Raw genomic sequence first — 12,286 nt, 5'->3', positions numbered from 1 at the left:
CGACACCGACGCCCGGCGGGCGGCGGCTATTTCTTCAGGGCTTTGATCGCATAGTCGATGAGGTCGTCGGGCATTGCCCGGTTGGTCTTGGCAAGACACTGGGCGACCATCTGCGGGTGGCACAAAATGACGGTGGCGGCGCCGAAGCAGCGCGACGCGATCACTGGATCCTGGTCGGCAAACTCGCCCGCTTCGATGCCCTCGCGGATCACCTCCGCGAACAGATCGTGGATGCTGTCGACATGCTTGTCGATGACGCCCCAGTCACGCTCGAGGGCGACGATGACCATCTCATGGACCTTCTGGTCGTCGAGCATGACCTCCATCGTCATCTTGTACTGCGCGTGCACGTAGCGCCGCAGCCGCTCCTCGGCGCTGATCGGCAGGCGGGAGATCTCGTAGGCCATTTTGTAGCTTGCGCCGAGCATCCGGCCACACACGGCCTGGTGGATTTCGACCTTGGAGGCAAAGAAACGATAGATGTTGGCCGGCGACATGCCGAGTTCGCGGGCGATGTCGGCAACGTTGGTCTTGCCATAACCGTAGTGACGGAACAGGCGTTCGGCGCAATCGAGAATGCGCGTCACATTCTCCTGGCGGGCGGGGTCGGCCACGATGTGGGCGGCTTCAGACATGGCTCTCTGTCAATTTATGAGTGACGAATTTCAACTTTCATCATTCGTAAATCGAAAGCGGCAGGATGTCAACGCAGATTCGACGTACGTGTACGAATGGTGACATATGGTGACAAATGGCAGGATGGTTAGCCGCCACGTGCTTCGTCATCCTAGGGCGAAGCAAGGAGCGTAGCGACGCAGCGCAGACCCCTAGGATCCATGCCGTGAAGCCGGCCAAAGAATGTGACGGATCAAGAACTTACACAGTCAGTGGCAAGCCATTCTCGACCGCCGGAGCACGACCGCTAGGTCACGGCATGGATCCTAGGGTTTCCGCGACGTCGCTTCGCGACTGCTCCACCCTAGGATGACGAAGTTAGGTACCTTTGGCCATCTCTCTTAGCCGGAACTTCTGGATCTTCCCCGTCGAGGTCTTGGGGATTTCGGCGAAGATCACCGCTTTCGGCACCTTGAAGCGGGCAAGAAGTGAGCGGCAGTGCTCGATGATCTCGGCCTCGGTCGCCGTCCTGCCTGGCTTCAGCTCGACATAGGCGACCGGCACCTCGCCCCATTTGTCGTCGGCTTTGGCGACCACGCCGCATGAGGCGACGGCTGGATGCTTGTAGAGCGCCTCCTCGACCTCGATCGAGGAGATGTTCTCGCCGCCGGAAATGATGATGTCCTTGGAGCGGTCCTTGAGCTGGATATAGCCATCGGGATGCATGACGCCGAGGTCGCCGGAATGGAACCAGCCGCCGGCGAAGGCTTCGTCGCTGGCTTTGCGGTTCTTCAGATAGCCCTTCATGACGATGTTGCCGCGGAACATGACCTCGCCGATCGTCTCGCCATCGGCCGGGGTGTTTTCCATCGTCGCGGGATCCATCACGGTCAGGCCTTCGAGCGCGGCATAGCGCACGCCTTGCCTGGCCTTCTTTGCCGCCCTCGGACCCTTATCCAGCCCGTCCCACTCGCCATGCCATTCATTGACGACCGCCGGACCATAAGTCTCGGTCAGGCCGTAGAGATGGGTGACGACAAAGCCCGCATCGGCCATACCCGACAGCACGGCTTCCGGCGGAGGTGCCGCGGCCGTGTTGAAGGTGACGGTTTGCGGGAATTCCCGCTTGTCCTCGTCCCTGGCGTTGATCAACACCGACATGACGATTGGCGCGCCGCAAAGATGGGTGACGCGGTGGTCGGCAATCGCATCGTAGATCGGCTTTGGCCGCACCCAGCGCAAGCAGACATGGATGCCGGCTTGGATGGCCAGCGTCCAGGGAAAGCACCAGCCGTTGCAATGGAACATCGGCAGTGTCCAGAGATAGACTGTGTGCTTGGCCATGCCGGCATGGATGGTGTTGGTGTAGGCCATCAGCGCCGCGCCGCGATGGTGGTAGACGACACCCTTGGGATTGCCTGTGGTGCCGGAGGTGTAGTTGAGCGATATCGCGTCCCATTCGTCGTCGGGCATCGACCAGGCGAAATCCTCATCGCCGCCGGCGACAAACTCCTCGTAGTCGAGCGTGCCGATGCGCTCTCCCTTGGGATAGGGCGCGTCTGCCGCGTATTCGGGGTCGTCATAGTCGATGACCAGCGGCTTGACCTTGGCCATGGCCAGCGCCTGCCTGACGACTCCGGCGAATTCGCGGTCGACGATCAGCACTTTCGTCTCGGCGTGGTCGAACTGGAAGGCGATGACCGCGGCATCGAGGCGGGTGTTGAGCGAGTGCAGCACCGCCTTCGTCATCGGCACGCCAAAATGTGCTTCGAGCATCGGCGGCGTGTTGGAAAGCATGACGGTGACGGTGTCGCCCTTGCTGATGCCGCGTTTTGAGAGCGCCGAGGCGAGCCTGAGGGAGCGCCGCCAGAAATCGCGATAGGTGATTTGCTGGCGGCCATGAATGATGGCGACATGATCGGGAAAGGTCCTTGCCGCCCGCTCCAGATAGGTCAGCGGCGTCAGCGGCTGGTGATTGGCCGCGTTCCTGTCGAGATCCTGTTCATAGGGATTGCCCATCCCGTCCTCCCCAATGTTTATTATCGACTTCTAATCACAGGCTCCGCGTCTCGTCACCACCAACGATGTTACGACAGGGGGCATTTCGAACAATGGTGATCTAGATTCAGTAGGCGAAAGGGAAACGCATATCTCCGCTCAATTTGACTTTTGTCGAGAGCCGTGAATAATGTCAGAGAGGGAGACGGTATGGCGATCCGACCGGCAGAACAGCTTATCCACAAGGCCGCCTGGCTCTACTATGCCCATGGCCTGCGCCAGGACCAGGTGGCCAGCCAGCTCAAGATTTCCCGGGCATCGGTCGCCATGTATCTGCGCAAGGCGCGCGAGACCGGCATCGTCAACATCTCGACCTCGACACAACTTTTCACCGACGACGTGCTGGCGCGCAAGCTGGAAGACGCGCTGAAACTCGATGCGGTCTGGATCGCGCCGGAGAACGGCCATGTCGCCGATCCGTCGACCGATATCGCGGTGCTGGCGGCAAGCGTCTTTCTCGAACTGGTCAAGAAGGGCGACCGCATCGGCGTCGCCTGGGGACGCACCGTCTATATGATCGCCGACATCATGTCCTATGCCGATCTGCAGGATGTCACGGTGGTGCAGCTCTGCGGCAATCTGGGAGCCCCCTATTCGTACCGGCCCGACCAATGCACCATGGAGATCGCGCGCCGGCTCAACGCCAAGGGGCTCAATTTCTATGCGCCGCTGGTGCTGACGACGGAAGAGCTGGCGCGCGGCCTGCGTGCCGAGCCGGTGATCCGCGAGCAACTGTCCGGCATTGGCGACTGCGACCTGGCGCTCTATTCGGTCGGCACCGTGGATGCCGACAGCCATGTCGTCAAATGCGGCGCCCTGACGGCCGAGGAGATGGCGGCATTGCGAAAAGCGGGGGCGGCCGGCGTCATCGCCGGGCAGATCATCGACGCAGAAGGCAAGGCGCTCGACTGCAGCTACAACCGCCGGGTCATTTCAGCCGATCTTTCCTCGCTGCGCGCCATCGCCAGGCGCCTCATGGTCGTGCAGGAGGCCAGCAAGTTCGAACCGCTGATCGCGGCGCTTGCGGGCGGGCTTTGCACGCATCTGGTCGTCGGCGCCGACATGGCGCGACGGCTGCTGGACCATGCCGCGCCTTCGGTGGAAAAGGCCTCATAGCAAACACATCTCTTGCCGCACACGCATTGTCATCAAAGCGTCGCGGCATTCCTGTTCACAACGACAAAAGACAACAATCGGACCAAGCAAAGATGAAGAACCTATGGAATGACGGCGACGCGGAAAAGCTGGTTGCTGACTATGCGAAGAAGGGTGTCAGCCGGGATCTGGCGCTGCGCGTCTATACGACACGGCTTCTGGGCGGTGAGCCGCGGCTGGTCCTGCATGGCGGAGGCAACACCTCCTGCAAGACGAAGGCGACCGACCTCGTCGGCGACGAATGGGACGTGCTTTGCGTCAAAGGCAGCGGCTGGGACATGGGTGTCATCGAGCCGCAAGGCCTGCCGGCGGTCAAGCTCGGTGCGCTGCTGAAGGCGCGGTCGCTGAAAAAACTCTCCGACGAGGACATGGTTGCCCTGCAACGGGCTAACCTCATCGACCCATCCTCGCCGAATCCTTCGGTCGAGACGCTGCTGCATGCCTTCCTGCCGCACAAATTCGTCGATCACACGCATTCGACCGCCATTCTGGCCATCGTCGACCAGGACGACAGCGAGGCGCTGAGCGAGAAGGTTTTCGGCAGCAAGATGGGCTACGTTCCCTACATCATGCCGGGCTTCGACCTGGCGAAGGCGGCGGCCGATGTCTTCGAGGCTGACCCGACCGTTGAAGGCCTGATCCTCGACAAGCATGGCATCTTCACCTTCGGCGACGATGCCAAACAGGCCTATGACCGGATGATCCATTATGTGAACCTCGCCGAGAATTTCATCGCCAGGCATGGCAAGCCGCGCACCGAAAAAGTCACCTTGCCAGCGAGACTGGCGACGGCCGCGGATATCGCGCCGATGCTGCGCGGCGCCGTGGCGGTGGCGCGCGGCGACGGCCGCTTCGACCGCATGATCAGCGATTTCCGCACCTCGGACGCGATTGTCGATTTCATCAATTCGGCAAAAATTGCCGACTACGCCGGACGCGGCGTGTCGACGCCCGACCTGTCAATCCGCATCAAGACTGGGCCGATGGCGCTGCCGGCGCCCGATGCGGCGAAAATCGGCGACTACAAATCCGTCATCCGCAGCCATGTCGAGACATTCGCCAAGGATTATCGCGCGTACTTCGAAAGCAACGACGGGCTCGACGATGTAAAGCGCACGATGCTCGACCCGATGCCGCGCCTGACGCTGGTGCCGGGCCTCGGCATGTTCGGCCATGGCCGCACGCTGAAGGATGCCAAGATCGCATCCGATGTCGGCGAGATGTGGATCGAGGCGGTGCGCGGCGCCGAAGCGGTCGGCGACTTCCGACCGCTGTCGAAAGCCGACCTGTTCCCGCTCGAATATTGGTCGCTGGAACAGGCCAAGCTGGCCTCCAACAAGCCGAAGCCGCTGACCGGCCAGGTGGTGCTGGTCACCGGCGGCGCCGGCGCGATCGGCGCCGCCACCGCAAAGCTGTTCGCCGACAATGGGGCGCACGCCGTCATTGTCGATCTCGACGCGACGAAGGCTGCCGAAGCGGCAAAGAAGGCCGGCAACAATTCGATCGGCATCGGCACCGACATCACCGATCCAGCCCAGATGCGCGCTGCCTTCGACAAGGCCGTCGCCGTCTTCGGCGGCGTCGACATCCTGGTTTCCAATGCCGGTGCGGCATGGGAGGGCCGGATCGGCGAGCTCGACGACGCCACTTTGCGCAAGAGCTTCGAGCTCAATTTCTTTGCCCACCAGTCAGCGGCGCAGAACGCGGTGCGCATCATGCTCGAACAGGGCACGGGCGGCGTGCTCCTGTTCAACACCTCCAAGCAGGCCGTCAATCCAGGCCCGAAGTTCGGCGCCTATGGCATACCGAAGGCGGCGACGCTGTTTTTGTCCCGGCAGTATGCGCTCGACTACGGCGCGCATGGCATCCGTTCCAACGCCGTCAACGCCGACCGCATCCGCTCCGGGCTGTTGACCGACGCCATGATCGCCAGCCGTTCGGGTGCGCGCGGCGTGTCGGAAAAGGAATACATGTCCGGCAATCTGCTCGGCCAGGAAGTGACGGCGGAAGACGTGGCCCAGGCCTTCCTGCATCATGCGCTGGCTGAGCGGACCACCGCCGATGTGACGACGGTGGACGGTGGCAACATAGCGGCGGCGATGCGATAACGGATGCACATCCAACCTGAAAAGAGCGGCCCGAGAGCCGCTCTTTTCATCTGCCTGAGATCGAAAGCTACTTAGCGTTCGGGTTCGGCATCCAGGCCGGCATCGCGACATCGGCATGGGCGAATTGCGGCAGCTTGGCCGACAGGTCTTCCATGTTCTTGATGTCCTTGTCGACCAGGTCCTTCTGGGTGATCAGCGTCGGCGGCACGATGACGCTGCGGCCGGGGTCTTCGCCGGCGAGCAACTGCGCCAGAGCGCGCACGGAAACCTGGCCGACGACGGCCGGGTTGGTGGCGGCGGTCGCTGCCCAGGCGCTGTCGGGCTCGCGCATCGCTGATATGTCGGACGTCGAGATGTCAGCCGAATAGATCTTGATGTCCTTGCTCAGCCCGGCCTCGTCGACGGCGATCTTCACGCCCTTGGCGAATTCGTCATAGGGGGCGAACATCACCTTGATGTCGGGATGGGCCGACAGCACCGAGCGGGCCTGGTTGGCAACCGAATTGGCAATCGGATTGTCGAGCGTTCCGAACATGGCGACTTCGTTGATGCCGGCATACTTCTTCTTGACGTCGACCCAGGTCTCGTTGCGGCGGTCGAGCGGCGCGATGCCGGCGACATAGACATAGCCGGCCTTCCAGCTCTCGCCATTGTCCTTGACCGCCTGTTCAAGTGCGAGGCGCGCAAGGTCGCGATCGGACTGCTCGATCTGCGGGATCTTCGGGTTTTCGACATTGACGTCGAAGGCGACGACCTTGATGCCGGCATCGACGGCGCGCTGGGCGGCTTCCTTCATCGATTCCGTCAGCCCATGCTGGATGATGATGCCCTGAACGCCGAGCGCGATCGCCTGGTCGACCATGTCAGCCTGGAGCGCCGCGTCCTGGCGGCTGTCGAGCACGCGCAAATCGACGCCGAGCGCCTTCGACTGCGCTTCGACGCCGGAGAGATAGGCCTGAAAGAAGTCGCCGGTCGAGAGGTAGCGGACCAGCGCAATCTTGACGCCCGGCTTGTCGAAGGGCGCCGGCTTGTCCGCGGCAAGAGCCGGGAACTGCATCAGCATAGTTGCGCCGGCCAGCCCGAGTGCCGCCTTGCCCAAAAGTCTTCTTGTGATCTTCACGCTGTTTCCTCCATCTGTTGAACTCAAAATCGGATCCGGCCGAAAGCTATCTCCTGCCCCTGCCGGAAAGGGCGAAGGTGAAGACAAGAGCGACCACGAGCACCACGCCCTTGACGAAATCCTGCGTGTAGTAAGGCGCGTTCATCATGGTCAGGCCTTGCAGCAAGATGCCGACGAACAGCGCGCCGACGGCTGTGCCGAAGGCGTTCGGCTTGGCGGCGCCAAGCACCGCGTAGCCGATCAGCGCCGCAGCGACAGCGTCGAGCAAGAGATTATTACCCGAGGCGATGTCGCCGCGTCCAAGCCGGGCGGCGAGCAAAATGCCGCCGATCGAGGCAAAAACTCCTGAAATAATGTAGGCCCAGATTTTGTATGCCTTGACAGGCGCGCCGGCGAGTTCGGCAGCCCGTTCATTGCTGCCGACCGCATACATCATGCGTCCGAAACGGGTGTATTCGAGAAAGAACCAGATCAGCGCCGCCAGCACGAGCAGCACGACGACCGATACCGGAATGAGGTTCGGGATGAAGAAATCGAAGCGGTGGCGGCCGAGCGCCAGGAAGGCGTCAGAGAATTTGCCGTTGGCGACCGAGCCATCGGGCATCGTCATACCGGTGGCGATCGAGCGGCCCTCGGTCGGGATGCGCTGCAAGCCGACCAGCAGGAACATCATGCCAAGGGTGGCCAGCAGGTCGGGCACGCGCATATAGACGATCAGCCAGCCATTGATGAGACCGACGGCGGCGCCGATAAAAAGACAGGCGACAACAGCGACGACGGCATTCTGCTCCAGCACCACCATCACATAGGCGGCCGCCATCATGGCGCTGGTGGCGACGGAGCCGATCGACAGGTCGAAGCCGCCAACAACCAGGGTGGCGGTGACGCCAAGCGCCAGCACGCCGGTGATGGCAACCGACTGGAAGATGAAGACGGCGCTCTGCGGCGAGACAAAACCATCGGCGGCGATGGCGAAATAGGCGATCAGCCCGAACAGCAGAACGATGAAGCCGTAGCGAATGGCATGGTCGCGCAGCGTCATTCAGCGCTCCCGCGCGCTGATGCCATTTCTACCCAAACTGAACTCATGCGGTCTCCGTTCCACATCTCGGCTTGTGATCTCATGCTGCGCTGTGCAGCGGCCCGCCCGCCACTTCCGCGAGCAGGCGGTCCATATCGATGTCGGCATTGCGGTGTTCGCCAACGATCGTCTGCTCCGACATGACCAGGATGCGGTCGGCCGTCTCCAGCGCCTCGTCGAGTTCGGTGACGAACAGCAGCGTTGCCCGACCGTTGGCGCTTGCCCTGAGCTTGGCTGCGATGTCTCGCCTGGCGGAGATGTCGACGCCCTGAAACGGCTCGTCGAGGATGAACAGTTTTGCATCTTGAGCCATCCAGCGGGCGACCATCACCTTCTGCTGGTTGCCACCCGAAAGCGTGGGCATTTCGTCCTTCTCCGAGCGGCAGACGATGCCCAGCTCCTCGATCTGCCGGCGTGCGGTGGCGCGTTCGAGGCGACGCTTGAGAACACCGAAATGCGACATCCGCCTGTGGAACGGCAGGCTGATGTTTTCCTGGATGTTGAAGCCGCCGACGATGCCATTTTCCCCGCGATCCTTGGCGACGAGGAACACGCCGGCGGCGATCGCCTCGCCCGTGGATCCTGGTGTGTACGGCTTGCCGTTCAGCATCATGGTGCCGGCGAGCGGCTTGCGCACGCCAAACAGCGTCTCTGCGAGCGCGGTCTTGCCGACGCCGACGAGACCGGTAACGGCAACGACCTCGCCGTCGCCGAGCGTCAGCGAGAATGGCCTGGCGCCTTCCGCAATGCGCAATCCATCGACCTTCAGGATGGCCTTGGCCGAGTTCCTCGCGACGATACGGTCGAGATGGATCTTGCGGCCGAGCATGGCGTTGATCGCGCCTTCATAGTCGAGTGGCTTCTTGTCGAAGGCGCCCGAGATGACACCGTCGCGCATCGAGACGATACGGTCGGCAAGCCGCCTGATGTCGGACATGCGGTGCGAGATATAGAGGATCGCCACCTGATGCTCGCGCAGCCGGTCGAGCAGCGCGAACAGCCGGTCGGCCTCGGCGCTGGACAGAGAAGAGGTCGGCTCGTCGAGGATCAACACTTTCGGCTGGTGCGCCATGGCACGCGCAATTGCCACCATCTGACGGTCGGCCAGTGAAAGATCGCTGATGCGGGCCTTGAGGTCGATGACCAGCCCCATGCGGTCGGCAACGGCCTTGGCCTCACGGCGCACCCGGCCCGGATTGAACAGGAACGGCGCACTGCTGCCGCTCAGCCGGTCCAGCGTCAAATTGGTGGCAACGTCGAGATCGGCGACGACACCGTCATTGATGTTCTGGTGAACGGTGACGACGCCAGCGCGGATCGCCTCCGCCGGCGTGCTTGGCGCAAAGTCGTGACCGGCGAGATTCATCGTGCCGCCGGCATGGTCGTAGACGCCGCTGATGATCTTGACGAGGGTGGATTTGCCGGCACCATTGGCGCCCATCAACACCGTCACTTCGCCGGCATGCAATTCGAGCGAGACGCCGCCAAGCACCTCGATATGGCCGAAGGATTTCCTCAGGCCGTCCACGCGGAACACGGCATCATTGCCCATTCGTTCCTCCCTGACCGTGACGCTATGGGCTCTACCGGCAATTGTCAACACGATTGACAATTGCCAGAGTGCTACCTAGCTTGGCCCAACCGCCATGCCTCCGTTATGTTCGAAGCGCATATGTGGGAGGATCACGATGACTGGGAAATTGCCGTTCGAAGCACTATCGGTCGAGACGCTTTCAACGCGCCTTGGCACAAACGATGCGCTGCGCGCGCGGATCGGCAAGGACACCAGAAGCTGGAAGGTGCGCGAAGTCGGCGACGGCAATCTGAACCTGGTGTTTATCGTCGAGGGCGCGACGGGTGCCGCCGTCGTCAAGCAGGCCCTGCCCTATGTCCGCTTGGTCGGCGACAGCTGGCCGCTGCCTTTGAAGCGCTCCTTCTTCGAATATCATGCGCTGACACGGCAAGAGGCCCGCGCGCCCGGTTCGGTGCCAGCCATCTATCACTTCGACGAAAGCCAGGCGCTAATCATCATGGAGTATCTGGCACCGCCGCACATCATCCTGCGGCGCGCGCTGATCGAGGGCCGGCAGTTGCCGAACATCGCCAGGGACATCGGCCTGTTCATGGCCCGCACGCTGTTCCGCGGTTCGGATCTCTCGATGCTGACCAAGGACCGCAAGGCCGATCTGGCGCTGTTCGCCGACAATGTCGAGCTCTGCGGCATCACTGAGGACCTGGTGTTTTCCGACCCCTATTTCGACGCCAAGTTGAACCGGCATACATCGCCGCAGCTTGACGGCCTGGTCGCCGAACTGCGCGCCGACCGCGACCTCAAGGTCGAGGCGCAGCGGCTGAAGCATCTGTTTGCCGCCAATGCCGAGACGCTGCTGCACGGCGATTTGCATTCCGGCTCGATCATGGTCACCGACACCGAAACCAGGATGATCGATCCGGAATTCGCCTTTTACGGACCGATGGCTTTCGACGTCGGCATGCTGCTCGCCAATTTCTGGATGTCCTTCTTCTCGCAGCGCGGCCACGAACAAAAGGAAAAGCGCGACGCCATGCGCGCCTATCTGCTGCAAGTCACGAACGAGACATGGTCGGTGTTCCGCAACGAGTTCTCGCAGCTGTGGCGAACAGAGCGCACCGGCATGCTCTACCAGAAGAGCCTGTTCGAGGATCAGGGCGACAGGCTCGGCGCCGAGCAGGCGCTCGACCATGTGTTGCATCAGATCTGGGACGATCTGCTGGGCTTCGCCGGTATCGAGATCCACCGGCGCATCCTGGGTCTCGCGCACAACGCCGATTTCGAGACCATTGCCGACGAGGATTTGCGCGCCACATGCGAGGCCAAGGCGCTGAAATTCGGCCGCCACATCGCCGTCAACCGGCGCCAGATCCATAGCATCGACGAGGTCAACAATCTGGCCGCGCTGATCGAACAGGAGAGCAGGATTTGAACGTCGGCGATCGCCACTATCGCACCATCTGGCTGAGTGACGACAAGCGCTCGGTCGAGATCATCGACCAGCGCTGGCTGCCGCATGATTTCCGCATCGAAAAGATCGGCACCGTTGCCGGCATCGCCACGGCGATCCGCGACATGTGGGTGCGCGGCGCGCCGCTGATCGGCGTCACCGCGGCTTACGGCGTCGCCATGCAGATGACCGACGACCCCTCGGACGTGGCGCTCGACGCGGTCTGGGAGACCTTGCACGAAACCCGGCCGACCGCGATCAATCTGCGCTGGGCGCTGGATGAAATGCGGCGCTTTCTCAAGCCGCTGCCGCCCGAACAGCGCGCCGAAGCCGCCTACCGGCGTGCCGGCGAAATCGCCGACGAGGATGTCGGCCTCAACCGCGCCATCGGCGCCAACGGGCTTGAAATCATCAAGGCGATCGCGGCGCGCAAGCAGAAGGGCGAGCCGGTCAATATCCTGACCCATTGCAATGCCGGCTGGCTGGCCACCGTCGACTATGGCACCGCCACGGCGCCGATCTATCTCGCAACCGAAGCCGGCATTCCGGTCCACGTCTATGTCGACGAGACGCGCCCGCGCAACCAGGGCGCCCAGTTGACCGCGTGGGAAATGGCCGGGCACGGCGTGCCGCACACGCTGATCGTCGACAATGCCGGCGGCCATCTGATGCAGCGCGGCGAGATCGACATGGTCATTGTCGGCACCGACCGCACCACAGCCGACGGCGATGTCTGCAACAAGATCGGCACCTATCTCAAGGCGCTCGCCGCCGCCGACAATGACGTGCCGTTCTATGTCGCGCTGCCCTCGCCGACCATCGACTGGACGGTGGGCGACGGGCTTGCCGAAATCCCGATCGAGCAGCGCTCGCCCGACGAGGTTTCGCTGGTCTGGGGCAAGACCGCTTCCGGCGAGATCGCCCAGGTCCGGGTGTCGCCCGAGGCGACGCCGGCGGCTAACCCGGCCTTCGACGTGACCCCGGCGCGGCTGGTGACCGGCCTGATCACCGAACGCGGTGTCGCCAAGGCATCGCGCGAAGGCCTGAAGGCGATGTTTCCCGAACGCGGCTGATAGAACGCCGTCAAGCCCTTCCCTGGCCCTCGAAGACCTTCGGCCTGTAGGCGCCCAGACCGAGATTGCAGTTGGGCGCGCCAGGCATTCGGTGC

The 12,286-nt window shown here is 62.6% G+C and carries 9 protein-coding genes; 4 read left to right on the top strand and 5 right to left on the bottom strand.

Features of this window, described 5'->3' with window-relative positions; all coding sequences use genetic code 11:
- Positions 1 to 26: 26 nt before the first annotated feature.
- Complete coding sequence (locus OHD62_RS08960) at positions 27 to 635, bottom strand: TetR family transcriptional regulator (RefSeq protein ID WP_263782149.1); 609 nt, start codon at positions 633 to 635, stop codon at positions 27 to 29.
- Positions 636 to 993: 358 nt separating this feature from the next.
- Positions 994 to 2,634 carry an acyl-CoA synthetase gene (locus OHD62_RS08955; protein WP_263782148.1) on the bottom strand — a complete coding sequence of 547 codons (1,641 nt, stop codon included), beginning with the start codon at positions 2,632 to 2,634 and terminating at the stop codon, positions 994 to 996.
- A 189-nt stretch (positions 2,635 to 2,823) separates the two neighbouring features.
- On the opposite strand from OHD62_RS08955, the gene OHD62_RS08950 reads away from it, so the two are divergent.
- Both OHD62_RS08950 and OHD62_RS08945 read left to right on the top strand, forming a co-directional pair.
- Positions 2,824 to 3,789 carry a sugar-binding transcriptional regulator gene (locus OHD62_RS08950; protein WP_263782147.1) on the top strand — a complete coding sequence of 322 codons (966 nt, stop codon included), beginning with the start codon at positions 2,824 to 2,826 and terminating at the stop codon, positions 3,787 to 3,789.
- Positions 3,790 to 3,881: 92 nt separating this feature from the next.
- Positions 3,882 to 5,936: a bifunctional aldolase/short-chain dehydrogenase gene (locus OHD62_RS08945; protein ID WP_263782146.1), complete on the top strand. Its 2,055-nt coding sequence runs from the start codon at positions 3,882 to 3,884 to the stop codon at positions 5,934 to 5,936.
- Between the two features lie 67 nt (positions 5,937 to 6,003).
- On the opposite strand, the gene OHD62_RS08940 is transcribed toward OHD62_RS08945, so the two are convergent.
- The 3 genes from OHD62_RS08940 to OHD62_RS08930 all read right to left on the bottom strand — a co-directional run bounded on the left by OHD62_RS08940 (position 6,004) and on the right by OHD62_RS08930 (position 9,689).
- The gene (locus OHD62_RS08940) at positions 6,004 to 7,056 is read right to left on the bottom strand and encodes a substrate-binding domain-containing protein (RefSeq protein ID WP_263782145.1); all 1,053 of its coding nucleotides are present in this window, start codon (positions 7,054 to 7,056) and stop codon (positions 6,004 to 6,006) included.
- A 46-nt stretch (positions 7,057 to 7,102) separates the two neighbouring features.
- Positions 7,103 to 8,098, bottom strand: coding sequence for an ABC transporter permease (locus tag OHD62_RS08935; protein WP_263782144.1), 996 nt, complete (start codon positions 8,096 to 8,098; stop codon positions 7,103 to 7,105).
- Positions 8,099 to 8,177: 79 nt separating this feature from the next.
- The gene (locus OHD62_RS08930) at positions 8,178 to 9,689 is read right to left on the bottom strand and encodes a sugar ABC transporter ATP-binding protein (RefSeq protein WP_263782143.1); all 1,512 of its coding nucleotides are present in this window, start codon (positions 9,687 to 9,689) and stop codon (positions 8,178 to 8,180) included.
- A 136-nt stretch (positions 9,690 to 9,825) separates the two neighbouring features.
- Between OHD62_RS08930 and mtnK the strand changes: the two genes are divergently transcribed.
- Together mtnK and mtnA are read left to right on the top strand one after the other, a co-directional pair.
- Positions 9,826 to 11,100 carry an S-methyl-5-thioribose kinase gene (mtnK, locus tag OHD62_RS08925; RefSeq protein ID WP_263782142.1) on the top strand — a complete coding sequence of 425 codons (1,275 nt, stop codon included), beginning with the start codon at positions 9,826 to 9,828 and terminating at the stop codon, positions 11,098 to 11,100.
- Positions 11,097 to 12,191, top strand: a complete 1,095-nt coding sequence (mtnA, locus tag OHD62_RS08920) for an S-methyl-5-thioribose-1-phosphate isomerase (protein ID WP_263782141.1) — start codon at positions 11,097 to 11,099, stop codon at positions 12,189 to 12,191. Before mtnK ends, mtnA begins: the two co-directional genes overlap by 4 nt.
- Positions 12,192 to 12,286: the final 95 nt, after the last annotated feature.

This window comes from Mesorhizobium sp. YC-39, from assembly GCF_025753795.1.
Lineage (GTDB): Bacteria > Pseudomonadota > Alphaproteobacteria > Rhizobiales > Rhizobiaceae > Mesorhizobium.
This window is presented reverse-complemented; position numbering and strand designations above follow the sequence as displayed.